Below are 18,128 nucleotides of genomic sequence, written 5' to 3'. Positions count from 1 at the left end.
AACCTCGGAAGGCTAGCCGAACAGCACCACCGACCGGGCGCCCTCGCCGCGGGACATGCGGTCGAACGCCGCCGGGATGTCCGCCAAACCGATGCGGTCGGTGATCAGGTGGCCGAGGCGCAGCTCGCCCGCCACCACCTCCCGGGCCAGGACGGGCAGCTCCACGTCCGGGTCGGACGAGCCGTAGACCGACGATCGCAGCGTCCGCGCCGACGAGAAGATGTCCAGCGCGCTCAGCTGCAGCATGTCGTCGCCGCGGCCCATGCCGACGACCGTGACCTGGCCGCCGCGGCGGGTGGCCCGCCACGCCGAGCGGATGGTCGCCGCGCGGCCCACGCACTCGAACGCGTGGTCGGCGCCGCGGCCTCCGGTCAGGGCGCGGACGTCCTTGGACAGGGTCTCGCCGGCGACCACGAAATCGGTCGCGCCGGCCTCGGCGGCGAGGTCCTTCTTGGCCGGGGACACGTCGACGGCGATCACCGGGGAGGCGCCGGCGGCCCGGGCGGCGGCGACCACGGACAGGCCGACGCCGCCCAGGCCGATGACCAGCACGGACTGCTCCGGCGCCACGTGGGCCGTGCTGCGGACGGCGCCCGTGCCGGTGAGGACGGAGCATCCGAGCAGCGCTGCCGCGCCGAAGTCCAGGGCCGCCGGTACGGGGATCACCGCCTGGGCCGGCACGACGACCTGCTCGGCGAACGCGCCCAGCCCCAGCGTCACGTACACCGGGTCGCCGTCCAGCGTGGCGCCGTTCTCGAGCGCCGCCACGTTGGCGGTCGGGCACAGCCAGGGCTCGCCGTGCGTGCAGAACCAGCATTCGCGGCACGGCGGCGCCCAGTTGAGCGCGACGCGGTCGCCCACCGCGACCCGGGTGACGCCCGTGCCCACCTCGGCGACCTCGCCGGCGGCCTCGTGGCCGAGGACCAGCGGGTGGGGCGGGGCGAGGGTGCCGTTGACCATGGACAGGTCGCTGTGGCACACGCCGGCGGCGCGGATGCGTACCCGCACCTGTCCGGGGCCGACCTCGGGCAGGTGGATCTCCTCGACCGCCGGCGGGGTGCCGGGTTCCCGCGCCACGAGCGCCCGCACGTACGCCGTCACAGCTGGATCGCCTTCGTCTGCTGGAACTCCGCCAGCCCGTACGCCCCGAGCTCGCGCCCGACGCCGGACTGCTTGTAGCCGCCGAACGGCGCGAACGGGTTGAACGCCGCCCCGTTGACGTCGACCGCTCCGGTGCGCAGCCGCCGCGCGACGGCCAGGGCCCGGTCGGGTGGTCCCCAGACGGCGCCCGCCAGCCCGTACCGGGAATGGTTGGCGATCTCGACCGCGTGGTCCTCGCCGTCCACCGGGATGATCGACAGCACCGGCCCGAAGATCTCCTCCTGGGCCAGCTCGCTGTCCGGGTCGACGTCGGCGAAGACCGTGGCCGGGACGAAATAGCCCCGCTCCGGCAGCTCCTCGGAGGTGTGCACCAGGCGCGCGTCCGCCCGCGAGATGAACCCGCGCACCCGCTCCCGCTGGGCGGCGGACACCAGGGGTCCCAGCCGCGTCGCCGGATCGAACGGGTCGCCCGTCCGATAGGCCGCCGCGGCCTGCGCCGCCAGGTCGACGGCGGCCGGATAGAGCGACCGGTCGACGAGCATCCGGGTCAGCGCCGTGCACGTCTGCCCGGAGTTGAGGAATGCGTTCGCGACGCCCACCTTCACCGCCTTGGCGAGGTCGGCGTCCGCCAGGACCACGTTCGCCGACTTGCCGCCCAGCTCCAGGGCGACCCGGGCGATCCGGTCCGCGGCGGCGTGCGAGATCGCCCGCCCGGTGGCCGTGGATCCCGTGAAGGACACCATGTCGACGTCCGGGTGCCCGGCGATCGCGGCGCCCACCTCGGCCCCGGTGCCCGTCACGAGGTTGAGGACCCCGTCGGGCAGCCCGGCCTCGTCGGCCGCGTCGACGAGCAGGTACGCCGTCAGGGGCGTCAGCTCACTGGGCTTGAGCACGACCGTGCACCCGGCGGCAAGGGCGGCGGCCACCTTGGCGACGACCTGGTGCAACGGGTAGTTCCACGGGGTGATCGCGCCGACCACGCCGACGGGCTCGTGCTCGATGCGGGAGTGCCCGATCGTCTCCTCCGGCACGGGCGTCGCGGCCAGGTCGGCGTACCCCTTGAGGACCGTGAGGGGCAGTCCGGCCTGGACCGCCTTCGCGATCTTGAGGGGCGCGCCCAGCTCGAGGCCGACCGTGCGGGCGATCTCGTCCGCGCGGCCGGCGAGGGCCGCGTGCAGCTTGCCGAGTACGGCTCCGCGCTCCGCGCGGGGGGTGGCCGCCCAGCCGGGGAAGGCGGCCCGGGCCTCGGCCACCGCGCGGTCGACATCGACGGCGGTGCCGGCCGGCACGTGGGCGACGACCTCCTCGGTGGCCGGGTTCTCCACCGGGATCGTCGCGTCCGAGTCCGGCTCCGCCCAGCGGCCGCCGAGGTACAACTTCTCCCGCTTCATCGCAGCACACCCTCCTTGATTGCCCTGAGGCCGGTGATCGTCGTTTCGAGGCCGAGCGCGAAGGCCCCCTCGTCGACGCTGTGCTGGTGCCCGGCCAGCAGGTGCGCGTCGGAGAGGTGGGGGTAGCGCCCGGCGTAGAGGCCGGGGTCGACGTCGAAGCCGCGGGCGAAGGAGCCCAGGGCGGCGCCGGTGACCAGATAGCGCATCAGCGCGCCGATGTGGGTCGCGCGGGCGGGCGGCCAGCCGGCGCGGATCAGGCCGCCGTAGACGGTGTCGGCCATCGCGAGCGCGGCGGGACGCCGGCCCGGGCCGTGGGCGAGCACCGGCACGATGTGGGGGTGGGCGGCGAGCTCCGCGTGGTAGCTGTGCGCCCACAGCCGCAGCGCGTCGGCCCAGTCGTGGGTCGCGAAGAACGAGACGTCGACGCGGGCGACCACGGCGTCGGCGACCGCGTCGAGGATGTCGCCCTTGGTCGGGAAGTGGTTGTAGAGCGACGGCCCCGCGACGCCCAGCTCGGTGGCCAGCCGGCGCATCGACACGGCCTCCAGCCCCTCGCTGTCCACCAGCGCGCTCGCCGCCTCGACGATGCGCTCGCGGGTCAGCAGGGTGTGCCGCGGCCGGGCCATTTAACGCTCCTGAAACTCTTTACTCGGGAAAACTTACGCCGCTAGTTTTATCACGTGGACTTCTCCCTGAGCGACGAGGAGCGCGCGGTTCGTGACACCGCCCGCCAGTTCATCACCCGCGAGGTCATGCCCCTGGAGCAGGAAGCGCTGCGCCGGGAGCGGGCCCATCAGCCCGGACTGGACCGCAGTGAGCTGCGTGAGCTGCAGCTCAAGGCGAAGAAGTTCGGCTTCTGGGGGCTCTCGACCCCCGAGGAGTACGGCGGCATGAACCTGCCGGCCGTGCTGCAGTCGCTGATCTGGACCGAGATCGGCCGGACCTTCGTGCAGTTCAAGTTCGGCGGCGACGCCGACAACATCCTCTACTACGCCAATGACCAGCAGAAGCAGGAGTTCCTGATCCCCACGATCGAGGGCGACCGGATCTCCTGCTTCGCGATCACCGAGCCCGGCGCCGGCTCCGACGCCGCGAACATCAAGCTCAGCGCCCGGCAGGACGGCGACGACTGGGTGCTCAACGGCGAGAAGACGTTCATCACCAACGGCAACGACGCGGACTTCGTCATCGTCGTCGCGGTCACCGACAAGGAGAAGGGCGTCCGCGGCGGCGGCACCACGGCGTTCCTGGTCGACCGGGAGATGGGCTGGCGCTCCGAGTTCATCCAGACCATGGGCGAGGGTGGCCCGGCGTCGCTGATCTTCGAGGACGTCCGGGTGCCGGCGCGCAACATCCTCGGCGAGATCGGCCAGGGCTTCGAGCTCGGCATGAAGTGGATCGGCAAGGGCCGCTACCTGATCCCGTCGCAGGCCCTCGGCATCGCCGAGCGGGCGCTGGGCATGGCGATCGAGTACGCCAACACGCGCGAGACCTTCGGCCGCAAGATCGGCGAGAACCAGGCCATCCAGTGGATGATCGCCGACTCGGAGGTCGAGCTGGAGGCCGCCCGCTGGCTCATCCTGCGCGCCGCGTGGACCGTCGACCAGGGCGGGGACCCGAGGCACGCCTCCTCCATGGCCAAGCTGCACGGCGCCGCCATGGTCAACAACGTGGTCGACCGGGTGCTGCAGATCCACGGCGGCATGGGCTACACCCGTGAGCTGCCGCTCGAACGCTGGTACCGGCAGGTCCGGCTGATGCGCATCTACGAGGGCACCGACGAGATGCAGCGGCTGATCATCTCGCGCGACCTGCTGCGCGGGTACACCAAGATCGGAGGTCATCTCGCATGACGATGCTGTCGCTGGCCACGATCCTCGCGGAGAGCGCGCGGCGATACCCCGACAAGGTGGCGGTCGTCGACGGGCCGCTGCGGACGACCTACTCCGAGCTGTGGCAGCAATCCCTGGCGTACGCGGCCGGCCTGCGCGAACTCGGCGTCGGCCCGGACGACACGGTCGCGGTGCTCATCCCGAACGTCACCGACTTCCCCCGGGTCTACTACGCGGCACTCGCCGTGGGCGCCCGGATCGTGCCCGTGCACCTGCTGCTGACCGCGGAGGAGATGGCGTACGTCCTGCGCGACAGCGGGACCGACGTCCTCGTCGCCCACTCCAGCCAGCTGCAGACGGCGACCACCGCGGCGCACAAGGCCGGGGTGCGACTGGCGAGTGTCGGGCCCGCGGAGAAGAGCACGACGCCCCGGCTCGAGGACCTCGCGGCGTCGGTCGCGCCCCTGCCGTCGTACGTGTCACGCGAAGCGGAGGACGTCGCGGTCGTCTTCTACACCAGCGGGACCACCGGGGAGCCGAAAGGCGCCCTGCTCACCCACCTCAACCTGGTGCTCAACGCGACGGTCAACGCCTTCGACGCGAACGAGGTGCGCGCGGGCGACGTGCTGATGGGGTGCCTGCCGCTGTTCCACACGTACGGGCAGACGGTGGCCATGAACGCGGCCTTCCGGCTGGGCGCGACCCTCGTCCTGCTGGCGCGCTTCACCGGCGAGGCCGCCATCGACCTCATGGTCCGGGAGAAGGCGACCATCTTCCACGGCGTACCGACCATGTACATCTCCCTGCTGGAGGCGGCCGCCAAGGCCGAGCAGCTGCCGGAGCTGCGGGTCTGCTCCTCCGGCGGCGCCTCGCTCCCGGTCGCCGTGCTGGAGAAGTTCACCGAGATCTTCCACGCGCAGATCTTCGAGGGCTACGGGCTGTCCGAGACCTCGCCGACGGCGAGCACCAACCAGCCGTCGTTCGGCGTGCGCCCGGGCACGGTCGGGCACCCGGTCTGGGGCGTGGAGGTGGAGATCGCCCGCCCCGAGGTCGAGGAGCGGATCGAGCTGCTGCCGCAGGGCGAGCTCGGCGAGCTGGTGATCCGGGGCCACGCCGTGTTCGCGGGCTATCTGAACCGGCCGGCCGACACCGGGCAGGCGCTGGTGGACGGCTGGTTCCGGACCGGTGACCTGGGACGCAAGGACGCCGACGGCTTCATCTCGATCGTCGACCGCAAGAAGGACCTGGTCATCCGGGGCGGCTTCAACGTCTATCCGCGCGAGATCGAGGAGGTGCTGGCCCGGCACCCCGCGGTCGTCCAGGTGGCCGTGATCGGGGTGCCCGACGAGCTGCACGGCGAGGAGATCTGCGCGGTCGTGGTGAAGGACCGGGCCGAGCTCACGGCCGACGAGCTGATCGAGTGGTCGAAGGAGCGGCTCGGGCGGCACAAGTATCCGCGGCAGGTGCGCTTCGTGGAGCAGCTGCCGATGGGGCCGAGCTTCAAGGTGCTCAAGCGCGAGCTACGCCGGACGATCGGCGCTGCCGGCCCCCAGTAGGGCGGGCAGCTCGGCAACGATGGGCTTGTCGGCGGGCAGCCACGGCACCGTGTCCAGCTCGCCGACGGCCAGCCACCTCATGGCCGTGTGCTCGAGCGCGCGCGGCACGTCGCCCTCCAGCAGGTCGACCGCGAAGACGCGCAGGACGGCACGGCCGTGCGCCAGCGGCACGTCGGGACCGACCCGGGCGCCGACCGCGACCCGGACGCCGAGCTCCTCGAGACACTCGCGGGCCAGGGCCTGCTCGTCGGTCTCGCCGGGCTCGACCTTGCCGCCGGGGAACTCCCAGCGACCGGCGACCTCGGGCGGGGCGGACCGCTCGCACGCCAGCACGCGGCCATCGGTGACGATCACCGCCGCAACGATCACTCTCGGTGATGTCCGGCCGCTGACATGCTGTCCATGGGGCACGACAGACAAGCGTGCCACAAAACTTAACCGAACAGGTTGAAGGAGAACGTCCCGATCGTCACGAGAACACGGATATGTGGGCGTGGACATCGTTGACGTGGCAGACAAGACTGTGAAGCACCGACCATGACGACACGGCGACAGTTTGGCCACAAGCCGGCAACGACCGCCCGGGAGGTGCACTCGATGCGCGGCTGGAAGACACGATCCACGCGCTCCGATTACCTGAGCGACGCTATTGCGGTGCTCGGCGGCTGGACGCAGGACGGCGTTCAGCTCAAGCGCGTGCTCGCATGTGACGACAGTCAGCATGCCGCACTCACGGAGCGAATCAAGGTGGCGGCCGACACACTGCACCTGCGGCCGCGCATCAACCGGACGGACGGCCAGACGCAGATCCTGCTGGGCGCGTCGGACGGCGAGGCGATCACGGACGGTGAGGTCGCGCTCGCGGCGAGGATCGAGGACGCGTACCGGACGGTTGTCGGCCCTCAGTAATCTTGGCTGCCATGACGGCACCGGTGTACGACAGCAAGGGCCAGTACGAGCAGATCGCCTCCGGCCTGCTCGAGGGCGAACAGATCATCGCGGTGTACGACGCGGTCGGCGTCGGCACCGGATTCATCGGGCTGACCACGCGCCGGGTGATCATCCAGGACAAGTCGTTCGCAGGGAAGCGCTTCGCGATCACGAGCATCCCCTACTCGAAGATCAGCGCCGTGAGCGTGGTCAGCAACAAGAGCTTCGCCGGGCAGTACTTTTCGACCGGCACGATCGCCATCACGGTCGGCCAGCACCTCTACGAGGTCGAGTTCCGGGGCTCGGAGAAGACCCACCACGTGCACAACGTGATCTTGCACTACGCGTCGTAGTTTTTTCGCCCACGACAAAAGTTCGGTGCCATCCATCGAAAGTGGTCGCTGGGCTGTTACACGTACGAAATGAGAATGCGATCTGCCGCTGCGGCGGCCCTGCTCGTGGCGGCCACGCTCGTCACCGGGCCGGCCGCCGCCCACGCCTCCGACGACCCTTCTCAGATCCTCGTCTTCTCCAAGACAGCCGGCTTCCGGCACGACTCCATCCCCGCCGGCGTCGCGGCCCTCCGGGCGCTGCCCGGCTTCCAGGTGACCGCCACCGAGGACGCGGCCGCCTTCACCACCCGCAACCTCGCCAAGTACGACGCCGTGGTGTTCCTCAGCACCACCGGTGACGTGCTCAACGACAGCCAGCAGAAGGCCTTCGAGCGCTACATCGGGCGCGGCGGCGGCTTCGCGGGCATCCACGCCGCCGCCGACACCGAGTACGAGTGGCCCTTCTACGGCCGGCTCGTCGGCGCGTACTTCCGGCAGCACCCGGCCATCCAGGAAGCCGACGTCGTGCTCGAGGACCGGGCCCACGCGGCCACGGCGCACCTCCCGCAACGCTGGCACCGCACCGACGAGTGGTACGACTACCGCACCAACCCGCGCACCACGGCCCACATCCTCGCCACGCTGGACGAGAGCACGTACACCGGCGGGGTCATGGGCGCCGACCACCCGCACGCCTGGTGCAAGACGCTCGGGCCCGGCCGGTCCTTCTACACCGGCGGCGGCCACACCGCCGAGTCGTACTCGGACCCGGCCTTCCTGGCCCACCTGCGCGGCGGCATCGAATACGCGGCCGGGCTGGTCAACGCCGACTGCCGGCCGGAGAACGGCTACACGACGCTCTACGACGGCGACACCACCGGCTGGACGCAGGCCGGACCGGGCAGCTTCACCAACACCGACGCCACGCTCACGTCGACCGGCGGCATGGGGCTGCTCTGGTACAGCGCCGCCGAGTTCGAGAACTACTCGCTCAAGCTCGACTGGAAGATGGCCGGCGACGACAACTCCGGCGTGTTCATCGGCTTCCCGCCGTCCGACGACCCGTGGTCCGCGGTCGACAAGGGCTACGAGATCCAGATCGACGCCACGGACGCCGCCGACCGCACGACCGGCTCGGTCTACACGTTCCAGGCGCCGCGCGCGAAGGCCCGGGACGCGGCGCTCAACCCGCCCGGGCAGTGGAACACGTACGAGCTGCTGGTGCAGGGGTCACGGCTGCGCGTGTACCTCAACGGCGTACTGATCAATGATTTCGTCTCCCGTGATCCCGCGCGGTCGCTGGCGGGTCACATCGGCCTGCAGAACCACGGGACCGACGACGAGGTGTCCTTCCGCCACGTGCGGATCAAGGAGCTCCCGGACTGCTGAGCACCCGGGTGGGCAGCGGCGTCTCGGTCACCGTGCCGTCCGCTGCCCGCTTCAGCTCGTACGCCCTCGGGCCCTCCCGGTCGGCGACCGCCTCCACCATCCGGGTGCCGCGGTAGACGAGCCCCGCGTGGTCGTCGGTCGCGTACCCGTCGGGCAGCGTGCCGTCCGCGATGAACTGGTGCATCTTCGGACGGCGCTGCGCCTCGCTGTCGTAGTGCACCCCGTTGCTGTACGGCAGCCAGCCCAGCCCGCCCGTGAACGCGCGCAGGTCGTAGCCGTAGCTGTCCGTGCTGCCCCCGGCATGCCAGCAGATCGACCCCGCCGACACGCCGCCCAGCACCACGCCGGACTGCCACGCCTCGTACAGGATCTCGTCGAGCCCGTGCACCTTCCACACCGCGACCAGGTTGGCCACGCTGCCGCCGCCCACCCAGATCACGTCCTGCGCCAGCAGGAACTTGCGCATGTCCCGGTGATTGGGCATCGGGAACAGCTGCAGATGCGACGCACGGTAGCGGGTCTTGGCGAAAGCCGCGTACGTGTAACCGATCCGGATCTCCGGATCGCCGGTCGCCTGGTGCAGCATGCAGAACCGGGCGGTCTCCCCGGCGCCGGACAACTCCGCGGCCAGATGATGGATCGGCCCCGGCGTCAGGTCGAACAGCCCGTGCTCCCCGGCGGTGAAACCGGCGCTCGTGGCAAGAATGGTAGGTTCAGCAGCGGTCACCGGCCCATCATCGTGCACGCGTCGGCCGTCGCCAGCACCAGGTCGGCAGCCATGTCCACCGCCTCGGCCGGCGGCGCCGCGAACAACGCGTCCACGTGTGCCGCCAGCGCGGGCGGCGCCCCGGGCAGCGCTGCGGCCGAGGCCACCGCGCCCTTCTCGGTGACGAGCCAGCGGCCGGCGGCGCCGTGCAGGGCGTGCACGCACACGCCGGTCAGCCGGAACAGGCAGCCCGCGAGGTAGCTGGTGTCGGCGCGCGGCAGGGCCTTGCGGGCGAGGCGGACGAGGAAGTCGCCCTCCCAGAGGCCGGCGACCAGGGCTTCCCGGAGGGCGGGCGGGTAGGTCTGCGCCTGGTCGCGGAGGGTGGTCACGGTGGTCGTGCGGTCGGCGAGGACTTTGCCGAGGGCTACTTCGCCGGCGTACGCGAAGTCGGGCACGCCCAGGGGGTGGCCCGCCTGGGCGTGGAACTCGTAGCGGCCGGCGCGGGCGTCGGACCAGGCCCGCTCGACCCGGCCGATGTCGCGGTAGATCCAGTCCACGGCGCTGCCGTCGACCGTGAGCCAGCCGCCGCCGTCCACCCAGGGTCCCCACTCGCCGGGCGCGGTGATCTGCGCGCCGGGGCCGGCGAAGTGCCGGGCCGCTGCCGCCAGCGCGGGGAGGTCGAGGGGCTCGCGGTAGTAGAGGCCGAGGTCGGTGTCGGACTCGGGCGTGTGGGTGCCGCGGGCGCGGCTGCCGCCGAGGAGTACGGCCTCCACGCCCGGGATCTCGACCAGGTGGGTGGCCATCTCGTGCAGTCGTGCGTCCGTCACCATGCCTGGCCAGCCTCCCGGGCCGTTGTTGCTTCGTCGCTACCGATGCCTGTGTTGCCCTCGCCATGCTCGTGCAGCGTCTCGCCGCGCTTGGGCGTGGCCCGCGCGTGGGCCCGCACGCCGGAATCGACGCCGACCCGCAGGCGGCCGTTGCCATCGTCGCCGGCACGCCCCGCCGCACCGTCCCCGCCATGCTTGCCCGTCAGCTGCCGGACTTCGTTCGCGGGAGTTGTTGCCCAGATTCAGTTGTTGCCTTCGCTTGTGTTGTTGCCGTCAGGTTTGCTGTTGCTGCCGGCGTTGCTGTTGCTGTTGCTGTCGTGGCCGGTTGCTGCGCGCTCGTTGTTGCCGGGCTTGACCGCCTCGATGAGGACCCGGGTGGAGTGGGAGACGAAGCTGCCCTCGGCCTGGATCCTCTCGTGGATGGCACGCAACTGCGGCCGGTGCCGCTCGATGGAGAAGCCGGGAACCGTCCACACCACCTTGCGCAAGAAGTAGGCAACAGCAGCCACGTCGAAGAACTCCACCCGCAACCGGGCCGGCCGCGCCTGCAGCACCCGCAGCCCCGCGGCCTCGGCCGCCGCCCGCAGCTGCCCGGGACTGTTGCGGTCGGGCGGAGGCAACGGCCCGAGCACCGCCTCGGACAACTCCCGATTCGTGCCCGCGCCGATCTGCTGCGAGAGAAAGGTGCCACCCGGCCGCAGCACCCGGGCCACCTCGTCCCACGGGGTGTGCTCGGGATGCCGGCTGACGACCAGATCGAACGAGCCCGCGCGGAAGGGGAGGCAGGGCCCCGCCGCCGCCTCGACCACGACCCCGCCGGCCGCCCGTAGATTCCGCGCCGCAATCGGCACATTCGGCCGCCACGACTCGGTGGCCACCAGCACCGGCGGCGGCACTGGCACCCCGGCGAGCACCTCGCCGCCGCCGGTCTGCAGATCCAGAGCGGCCGTCGCCTTTGCCATGGCCGCCCCCATGAGCCGGGCATAACCCCACTCCGGCCGTTCCTCGGTCGCCCGCCCCGCGAACCAGGAGAAATCCCAGCCCTCCACCGGCACGGCCGCGGCCTCGTCCAACAACTCCTCGAATCGGTCCACGAGTTCGCAGTCTCCGCCCACCGCCCGCCTGGAGCGACCCGTTTTCCGCGCGCCCGCCCGGCTTTCGTCTATCGCGGCGCAGGCGCGCTCGTGCCGGCCGCTTCGCCGTCGTTCCTGCTGGAGCCGGCAGCGCTTTCGCCCGGGATCAGGCTTGCTGCGCCGGTGTCACCGGCCTTCGGTGCCCCGTCCGGCTGAGCGGCAGGCGCGGCTCCCGGCTTGCTGTCCACGCCGTGCTTGCCGGGCATGCCGTTCTTGATGTCCCGGCCGCCGGGGCGGACGTTGCTGCCGGGCGCCTGCGCGTTGCCCTTGCCGGCCGGCCGATGAGCGCCCGCGTCGCCGGTCGGCTGCTGCTTGTTGTTGCCCGGCTGCTGTTTGTTGTTGCCGGGCTGCTGCTTGCCGGGGCTGGTGCCGGCGGCGGCTGCGGTGGTGGGTGCGGGGGCGGGCTTGTTGTTGCCTGGCAGTTGCGTGACTGCGTTGCAGGGGAGCGTGACCTGCATGGCGTTCAGCTGGTCGTCGGTCAGCAGCCCGAGCTTGCGACCCACCAGCTCTTCCTCGGCCGGGGTGCTCTCGTCGCTGCAAGCAGCGTGGCGGCCGATGGGGCGGCACTCCGCCCCCGGGCCGCAGCCTCCGGCCCAGCCGCCGGCCCGGTGGCTGCCCTGGCGTCCGCCGAAGCCGCCGTCCGCGGAAGCTCGGTCGTTGCCGCGCCAGGAGTTGGTGCCGGAGCGGGCGCGGCCGGCCGGGCGTTGGTCGGTGGCGAATCTGCGGCCATTGCCGATGCCGATGTTGTTGCCGGCCCGGGAGTTGATGCCCGGGCGGTGGTCCTCGCCGGGGTGGTTGCCCCGCCAGCCGCGACCGTCACGGCCGCCGGGTCCGCCGGGGCCGCCGGGGCCGCCGCGGCCGTCACGGCCGTCGAAATCGCCGCGGCCGCCGTGCGGGCCGCGGCCGCCGAAGTCTCCACGGCCGCCCTGGTCGCCGTTCCAACGGCTGTTGCCGTAGGCGATCACCCGGGGCTGGGGCTCGCGGGTGACAGTGGACCCGGTCAGGCGTCGCCCGGTCTCGCGGCCGTCGACGTACGTGACGTCGTAGCGCAGCACCCGTTCGCCGGGGACACCTTGGCTCTGGACCCGCTTGGTGCCGCGGGGGAGCGACGGGTCGCGCACCAGCTTGGTGCGGAACGGGATCGTCTCCGTGACCTGTTCGGTGCGGGTGCCTGTGGTCGCGCCCGCTCCGGCCGGGGACTCCGGTGCGCCTCCGGTCGTGCGGGGTGCGCGGGTCGCTGTGCGGTCGGCCTGCTGCGGGACGCCGCGGTCGCCGGTCGCATCGTCGCCGGTTGCCGTGCCGGGGAGACCGGTCGTCTTTCCGGGCGCGCCAGCTGCCCCGGCGGCCGCCGCCCCCGGCGCTCCGGCGCCTGACGTTCCGGCACCGGCAGCTCCCGCACCGGCAGCGCCGGGACCGGCGACTCCGGCGCCGGCGGCTCCTGCGGCTGCGGCACCGGCGGCTCCGGTGGCGGTGCGGGGTTCGCCCGGGATCTGCAGGGGCGCCGTCATCGCCGTGTCACCGGCGCGGCGATCGGGGTCGTTCTTGCCGGTCAGGGCGGCGATGCCCCCTGCGGCGCCCGCCACGACGGCGAGGACACCGAGGCCGGCGGTGGTCATGCGGACGCCGAACGGAAGCCGGGCCCAGAACGACTTTCGCGGCATTTCGAGGCAATGTTGCCAGGAATCGCTAGATGTCTGGTTTGGCACTAAAGCATTGTGGGGTGCGCGGCGCCGAGCGCCACTGTCCGGACCGCACCCGAACGGATGACCGTGGGGCCGACCGACGGGTATGCGACACCACCCGACCCGCTGGGCGCCGGTTTTCGGAGGCACGTCGTCACGCTTCGAGAATGCTCGAACACGTTTCCCGCGCCCGGCTGTCCGTCAGAACCAGGCGGCGGGAACGCACCCGTCAATTGATCACCAGGAGGTCCGGTGCGCAGAACAGTCAGCATCCTCGCGGCAGCAGCATTGGCCCTCGGCGGCACGCTCGCCGTCAGCACTCCGGCCTCGGCCGCCACGCCCACTCTGCGGTTCCACGGTGCCCAGTACGACTCCCCGGGCTCCGACAACCGCAGCAACGCCAGCCTCAACGCCGAGTGGATCTCGCTCGTCAACACCGGCGCGAAGGCCGTGAACCTCAACGGCTACACGGTCCGGGACAAGTCCGGCCGGGTCTACAAGTTCGGCAAGGTGTCCATCGCCGCCAAGGGTGGCCGCGTCTGGCTGCACACCGGCAAGGGCACCAACACCACGAAGAACCGCTACTGGAACAGCGGCAACTACATCTGGAACAACACCGGCGACACGGCTTACCTGCGCAACGCGTCGGGCAAGCAGGTCGACACCTGCAGCTGGAAGTCCAAGACGAATCGCACCTGGGTCGCCTGCTGACCACCTGCGGTAGCAGAGCCCCGGCAGTTGCCACCGCGCTGCCGGGGCCGGCGGGCCGCTCAGGGAGAGGAGCGCGCGGAGGGGCCGCGCGGACAGGGGCGCCGCAGAGGCACGCGCGGAGGGGCACGCGCGGACAGGGCCGCGCGGGCATGGGTGGGAGGTTGGGCCGCGCGGCGGTTGGGAGGGCGTGCGGGGTTACGGGCGGGAGGCGAGGAGGGCGGTGATCGTCCGCGTGAGGGCGGCTTCGGCCTCGGCGGGGGAGAGGCCCATCGCGTCGCGCATCGTGCCCCAGGTGGGCCACATGCTGGCGGCGGTGAGGGCGTCGAGGAGGTGCTTGTCGCCGCCGAGTTCGGGCTTGAAGAGGTCGGCGATCTCGTCACGAACCCGCTGCACGTGGTTGCGCCGGTAGCTTTGGAGGGCCTCGGAGAAGGGTTCCTTCAGGGAGGAGGCCTTGGCGGCCGGGGCGATGGCCTCGAGGAGCCGGGCCCGCTGGCGGCAGTAGGCAGCGATGCGCTCGGGCAGCGGAAGGCCGGCCGGGACCGGCTCGTGGGCGGCGTCGCGCTGCTCGAGGATGAGCTGGCCGCTGGCGGCGAAGAGGGCCTCCATGTCGGCGAAGTGGCTCCACAGGGCGCGCAGGGAGACGCCGGCCTGTTTGGCGATGCGGTCGGCGGTCGGTCGCAGATCGCCGGAGCGGATGAGGGCGACGTGGGCCTCGACGATGGCCGCGCGGGTGCGCTCGGAGCGGGCCGTGCGGCCGTCGATGCGCTGGGGCGGGCGGGGCGAGGCGGCCGGCATCACTGTCCTCCATGTCGACGGAGTTCGCGGCGGGCGAGGGATCGCTTGTGGACTTCGTCGGGACCGTCCGCCAGTCGCAGCGTACGGGCGGCGGCCCAGAGCCGGGCGAGCGGTGTGTCCTGACCGAGGCCCGCGGCGCCGTACGTCTGGATGGCCTTGTCGAGGATGTGCTCGACGGTGGCGGGGACGACGATCTTCATGGCCTGGATCTCGGTGTGGGCGCCCTTGTTGCCGACGGTGTCCATCAGCCAGGCGCCCTTGAGGACGAGCAGCCGGGCCTGTTCGACGCGGACGCGGGCGTCGGCGATCCACTCCTGGACCACGCCCTGCTCGGCGAGGGGCTTGCCGAAGGGCGTGCGGGTCAGGGCCCGCTTGCACATGAGCTCGATCGCGCGCTCGGCCATGCCGATGAGCCGCATGCAGTGGTGGATGCGGCCGGGGCCGAGCCGGGCCTGGGAGATGGCGAAGCCCGAGCCCTCGTCCCCGATCAGGTTCGCCGCCGGTACGCGCACCTCGTCGAAGATCACCTCGGCGTGCCCGCCGTGGTCGCCGTCGTCGTAGCCGAACACGGTCATGCCGCGGCGCACCTCGACGCCGGGGGTGTGCCGGGGCACCAGGATCATGCTCTGTTGCAGGTGGCGGGCGGCGGACGGGTCGGTCTTGCCCATGACGATGAAGACCTGGCAGTTCGGGTTCATGGCGCCCGTGATGTAGAACTTGCGGCCCGTGATCACGTAGTCGTCGCCGTCGCGGGCGATGCGGGTGCCGATGTTCGTGGCGTCGGAGGAGGCGACCTCCGGCTCGGTCATCGCGAAGGCGGAGCGGATCGTGCCGTCGAGCAGGGGCCGCAGCCAGCGCTCCTGCTGCCGGGGGCTGCCGAACTCGGCGAGCACCTCCATGTTGCCGGTGTCCGGGGCGGCGCAGTTGAGCGCGGCCGGGGCCAGGGCAGGGCTGCGGCCGGTCAGCTCGGCCAGCGGCGCGTACTGCAGGTTGGTGAGCCCGGCGCCGTGCTCGCCGGGCAGGAAGAGGTTCCAGAGACCGGCGAGCCGGGCCTGCGCCTGGAGGCGGGACAGCACCGGCGGCGGGGACCAGTCGCCCGCGTACGTGTCGTGGAACTCCTGCTCGGCGGGGAGCACGTGGTTGTCGAGGAAGGCGGTGAGGCGCTTGCGGTAGTCCTCGGTCTTCTCGTCGTACGCGAAATCCATCAGGCCGTCTCCAACTGGGCGAGTCCCTGCGTGACCAGCGGGGCCACGAGCGCACCGACGGTGTCGAAGCCCTCGCCGACCGTCTGGCCGTGGACGAAGCGGTAGTGGACGCCCTCGAGGATCACGGCGAGCTTGAACGCGGCGAAGGCGATGTACCAGTTCAGTGCGGACAGGTCCCGGCCGGACCGCCGGGCGTAGCGCTCGGCGATCTCGGCCTGCGAGGGGTGGCCGGGGACGCTGACCGGCGTGCGGGCGGTGCCTCCCTGCTGCAGGAGGGGGCGCTGCGTGTAGACCAGCATCAGGGCGACGTCGGACAGCGGGTCGCCGAGCGTGGACATCTCCCAGTCGAGAACGGCGTTGACCTGCAGCTTGTCGCCGATCAGCACGTTGTCGAGGCGGTAGTCGCCGTGCACCACCGTGCCGCGGCCGCCCGCGGGGACGGCCGCGGCGAGGCGGTCGTGCAGCTCCTCGATGCCGGGCAGCTCGCGGCTGCGGGAGGCGTCGAGCTGCTTCTTCCAGCGGCGGACCTGGCGCTCGTTGAAGCCCTCGGGCCGTCCGAAGTCGCCGAGCCCGATCTCCGCGGGCACCAGCGCGTGCAGGTCGGCGAGCGTGTCCACCAGGGACAGGACGAGGTCGTGCAGCGCGTCCGGGCCCAGGGCCTCCAGGTCGGCGACGGCCCGGTAGATCGTGCCGTCGACGTGGTCCATGAGGTAGAAGGGCGCGCCGATGACGTCCGGGTCGGTGCACAGGCGGACGGGACGCGGCACCGGGAAGCCCGTCCGGGACAGCGCGTCGAGGACCTTGTGCTCGCGGGCCATGTCGTGGGCCGTGGGCAGGACGTGGCCCAGGGGCGGCCGGCGCAGGACCCAGCGGTGGGTGCCGTCCGTGACCGCGTACGTGAGATTGGACCGTCCCCCGGCGAACATGGTCGCGGTCAGCTCGCCGGTGCCGAGGTAGGCCTGGAGCGAGGAGAGGTCGAGGCCCTTCACGCGAGACCCTCGAAGGCGCGCTGGATCTTGTTCATGCCGCCCAGCCAGCGGTCGGTCTCCGTGGCGCGCAGCCGGTAATAGTCGGCAACCTCGGGGTGGGGCAGGATGAGGAAATTGTCGGATTTGATGCCCTCGAGAACCACGTCCGCGACGGCTTCGGGGGAAAGGGCGCCCTGGGCCAGGAGGGCCTTGCTGGCGCTCTCGCCGTCGTTGGCCAGCATCGCCGTGGTGACCCCCTGCGGGCACAGCGCCTGCACGGTGATGCCCCGGTGGGCGTAGGTGGCGCGCAGCCACTCGGCGAAGGCCAGCGCGGCGTGCTTGGTGACCGAGTAGGGCGCGCTGCCGAGCAGGGTCAGCAGGCCGGCGGCGGAGACGGTGAAGAGGAAGCGGCCCTGGCCGGCGCCCAGATAGCGGGGCAGGAGCGCGCGGGCCGCGTACACGTGGGACATGACGTTGACCTGCCACGCCCGCTCCCACTCGGCGTCCGGCGCGTCCGGCGCACCCGCGGCCAGGATGCCGGCGTTGGCGCAGAACAGGTCGCAGCCGCCCAGCTCCGACCACGCGGTCTCGACCAGGCGGTGCACGTCGGCCTCGTTCGCGGCGTCGCCCGGCACCGCGATCCCGCCGATGTCGGTGGCCACCGCGTCGGCCGCGGCACTGTCGACGTCGTTGACGATCACGCGGGCACCGTCGGCGGCGAACCGGCGGGCGAGGGCGGCGCCGATCCCGCCACCCGCGCCCGTCACGACGACCCGCTTCATCCCATGTTCCCGGTCAGCGTGCTGCCGCCGTCGATCACGATGGTCTGGCCGGTGATCCAGGCCGCGTCGGGCGAGCTGAGGAAGGCGACGGCTCCGGCGACATCTTCCGGTACGCCCAGCCGCTTCAACGGGTACGTGGCGGCGACCTGCTCCTCGCGCCCCTCGAACAGCGCCGTGGCGAAGCGGGTCTTCACGACGGCGGGGGCCACCGCGTTGACGCGTACCTCCGGGGCGAGCTCGACCGCCAGCTCCTCGGTCAGGTGGATCAGCGCGGCCTTGGTGACGCCGTAGAAGGCGATGCCCGGCGCGGGCCGCACGCCGGACACCGACGAGATGTTCACGATCGAGCCGCCGTTCTCCGCCAGCCCGCCGCGCAGCCCCTCCTGCACCCAGCCGAGCGTGCCGAGCACGTTGACGTCGAGCATCTTGCGCGCGGCGCCGAGGTCGAGCGAGGCGAGCGGCCCGTACGCCGGGTTGATGCCGATGTTGTTGACCAGGATCGACAGTGGCCCGAACGCCCCGAGCACGGTGTCGATCACGGCCGCGCGATGATCGGCGTCGTCGCCCTTGCCGGGCACGCCGATCGCCACCTCGGGCCCGCCGAGGTCCTTGACGGCCGTCTCCAGGGCCGCGGCGTCACGCCCCGTGATGCACACGCGTGCACCCTCCGCGACGAATCGCTGGGCGATGGCGAAGCCGATTCCCCGGCTCGCGCCGGTCACGAGGGCGACGGCCCCGGACAACTGCGACATCATGCCTCCATCGGTACGCAAGATTTCTTGAGCGTT

The 18,128-nt window shown here is 71.9% G+C and carries 18 protein-coding genes and 1 pseudogene; 6 read left to right on the top strand and 13 right to left on the bottom strand.

Annotation, left to right across the window (positions count from 1 at the left end; all coding sequences use genetic code 11):
• Positions 1 to 12: 12 nt before the first annotated feature.
• From RBH18_RS02905 to RBH18_RS02895, 3 genes are read right to left on the bottom strand one after another with little or no spacing between them, the layout of a single operon-like run.
• A complete protein-coding gene (locus RBH18_RS02905) occupies positions 13 to 1,101 on the bottom strand; it encodes an alcohol dehydrogenase catalytic domain-containing protein (protein WP_306204277.1) in 1,089 nt (362 codons plus the stop codon).
• Positions 1,098 to 2,492 (bottom strand): aldehyde dehydrogenase family protein, encoded by a 1,395-nt coding sequence (locus RBH18_RS02900; protein WP_306204276.1) that lies wholly within the window; start codon positions 2,490 to 2,492, stop codon positions 1,098 to 1,100. The genes RBH18_RS02905 and RBH18_RS02900 overlap by 4 nt, the downstream gene beginning before the upstream one ends.
• Complete coding sequence (locus tag RBH18_RS02895) at positions 2,489 to 3,118, bottom strand: TetR/AcrR family transcriptional regulator (protein ID WP_306204275.1); 630 nt, start codon at positions 3,116 to 3,118, stop codon at positions 2,489 to 2,491. Before RBH18_RS02895 ends, RBH18_RS02900 begins: the two co-directional genes overlap by 4 nt.
• Before the next feature lie 54 nt (positions 3,119 to 3,172).
• Here RBH18_RS02895 and RBH18_RS02890 point away from each other — a divergent pair, with 54 nt between their 5' ends.
• Both RBH18_RS02890 and RBH18_RS02885 read left to right on the top strand, forming a co-directional pair.
• Positions 3,173 to 4,345: an acyl-CoA dehydrogenase family protein gene (locus RBH18_RS02890; protein WP_306204274.1), complete on the top strand. Its 1,173-nt coding sequence runs from the start codon at positions 3,173 to 3,175 to the stop codon at positions 4,343 to 4,345.
• Positions 4,342 to 5,880 carry a long-chain-fatty-acid--CoA ligase gene (locus RBH18_RS02885; RefSeq protein ID WP_306204273.1) on the top strand — a complete coding sequence of 513 codons (1,539 nt, stop codon included), beginning with the start codon at positions 4,342 to 4,344 and terminating at the stop codon, positions 5,878 to 5,880. The genes RBH18_RS02890 and RBH18_RS02885 overlap by 4 nt, the downstream gene beginning before the upstream one ends.
• Here the strand turns inward: RBH18_RS02885 and RBH18_RS02880 are convergent.
• Positions 5,845 to 6,249: a (deoxy)nucleoside triphosphate pyrophosphohydrolase gene (locus RBH18_RS02880; protein ID WP_306204272.1), complete on the bottom strand. Its 405-nt coding sequence runs from the start codon at positions 6,247 to 6,249 to the stop codon at positions 5,845 to 5,847. The two genes, RBH18_RS02885 and RBH18_RS02880, sit on opposite strands and share 36 nt — an antisense overlap.
• 228 nt (positions 6,250 to 6,477) lie before the next feature.
• On the opposite strand from RBH18_RS02880, the gene RBH18_RS02875 reads away from it, so the two are divergent.
• From RBH18_RS02875 to RBH18_RS02865, 3 genes and pseudogenes are all read left to right on the top strand, one after another.
• Positions 6,478 to 6,789 (top strand): 4a-hydroxytetrahydrobiopterin dehydratase, encoded by a 312-nt coding sequence (locus RBH18_RS02875; RefSeq protein WP_306204334.1) that lies wholly within the window; start codon positions 6,478 to 6,480, stop codon positions 6,787 to 6,789.
• A gap of 11 nt (positions 6,790 to 6,800) precedes the next feature.
• Entirely contained in the window at positions 6,801 to 7,163 is a 363-nt protein-coding gene (locus RBH18_RS02870; RefSeq protein ID WP_306204271.1) for a PH domain-containing protein, read from the top strand.
• 75 nt (positions 7,164 to 7,238) lie between these two features.
• Positions 7,239 to 8,519 (top strand): annotated as a pseudogene (locus RBH18_RS02865) (ThuA domain-containing protein); the annotation flags it as partial.
• Here RBH18_RS02865 and RBH18_RS02860 read toward each other — a convergent pair.
• The 4 genes from RBH18_RS02860 to RBH18_RS02845 form a co-directional block, all read right to left on the bottom strand.
• Entirely contained in the window at positions 8,509 to 9,258 is a 750-nt protein-coding gene (locus RBH18_RS02860; protein ID WP_306204270.1) for a Type 1 glutamine amidotransferase-like domain-containing protein, read from the bottom strand. The pseudogene RBH18_RS02865 and the gene RBH18_RS02860 sit on opposite strands and share 11 nt — an antisense overlap.
• On the bottom strand, positions 9,255 to 10,067 hold the full coding sequence (locus tag RBH18_RS02855; RefSeq protein WP_306204269.1) for a nucleotidyltransferase domain-containing protein: 813 nt from the start codon (positions 10,065 to 10,067) through the stop codon (positions 9,255 to 9,257). The genes RBH18_RS02860 and RBH18_RS02855 overlap by 4 nt, the downstream gene beginning before the upstream one ends.
• Before the next feature lie 239 nt (positions 10,068 to 10,306).
• The gene (locus RBH18_RS02850) at positions 10,307 to 11,158 is read right to left on the bottom strand and encodes a methyltransferase domain-containing protein (RefSeq protein ID WP_306204268.1); all 852 of its coding nucleotides are present in this window, start codon (positions 11,156 to 11,158) and stop codon (positions 10,307 to 10,309) included.
• Positions 11,159 to 11,226: 68 nt separating this feature from the next.
• Positions 11,227 to 12,858: a G5 domain-containing protein gene (locus RBH18_RS02845; protein WP_306204267.1), complete on the bottom strand. Its 1,632-nt coding sequence runs from the start codon at positions 12,856 to 12,858 to the stop codon at positions 11,227 to 11,229.
• Between the two features lie 273 nt (positions 12,859 to 13,131).
• On the opposite strand from RBH18_RS02845, the gene RBH18_RS02840 reads away from it, so the two are divergent.
• The gene (locus RBH18_RS02840; protein ID WP_306204266.1) at positions 13,132 to 13,590 is read left to right on the top strand and encodes a lamin tail domain-containing protein; all 459 of its coding nucleotides are present in this window, start codon (positions 13,132 to 13,134) and stop codon (positions 13,588 to 13,590) included.
• A gap of 195 nt (positions 13,591 to 13,785) precedes the next feature.
• On the opposite strand, the gene RBH18_RS02835 is transcribed toward RBH18_RS02840, so the two are convergent.
• Genes RBH18_RS02835 through RBH18_RS02815 form a run of 5 tightly spaced genes read right to left on the bottom strand, consistent with a single transcriptional unit; the run spans position 13,786 to position 18,092 of the window.
• Positions 13,786 to 14,385 (bottom strand): TetR/AcrR family transcriptional regulator, encoded by a 600-nt coding sequence (locus RBH18_RS02835; protein WP_306204265.1) that lies wholly within the window; start codon positions 14,383 to 14,385, stop codon positions 13,786 to 13,788.
• Positions 14,385 to 15,590, bottom strand: a complete 1,206-nt coding sequence (locus RBH18_RS02830; protein ID WP_306204264.1) for an acyl-CoA dehydrogenase family protein — start codon at positions 15,588 to 15,590, stop codon at positions 14,385 to 14,387. The genes RBH18_RS02835 and RBH18_RS02830 overlap by 1 nt, the downstream gene beginning before the upstream one ends.
• Complete coding sequence (locus tag RBH18_RS02825; RefSeq protein WP_306204263.1) at positions 15,590 to 16,579, bottom strand: phosphotransferase family protein; 990 nt, start codon at positions 16,577 to 16,579, stop codon at positions 15,590 to 15,592. The genes RBH18_RS02830 and RBH18_RS02825 overlap by 1 nt, the downstream gene beginning before the upstream one ends.
• Positions 16,576 to 17,340, bottom strand: coding sequence for an SDR family oxidoreductase (locus RBH18_RS02820; RefSeq protein WP_306204262.1), 765 nt, complete (start codon positions 17,338 to 17,340; stop codon positions 16,576 to 16,578). Before RBH18_RS02820 ends, RBH18_RS02825 begins: the two co-directional genes overlap by 4 nt.
• On the bottom strand, positions 17,337 to 18,092 hold the full coding sequence (locus RBH18_RS02815; RefSeq protein ID WP_306204261.1) for an SDR family oxidoreductase: 756 nt from the start codon (positions 18,090 to 18,092) through the stop codon (positions 17,337 to 17,339). The genes RBH18_RS02820 and RBH18_RS02815 overlap by 4 nt, the downstream gene beginning before the upstream one ends.
• Positions 18,093 to 18,128: the final 36 nt, after the last annotated feature.

The organism is Actinoplanes oryzae (assembly GCF_030757795.1).
Lineage (GTDB): Bacteria > Actinomycetota > Actinomycetes > Mycobacteriales > Micromonosporaceae > Actinoplanes.
Note: the sequence above shows the minus strand (reverse complement) of the source record. Positions and strands in the feature narration are given on the sequence as shown.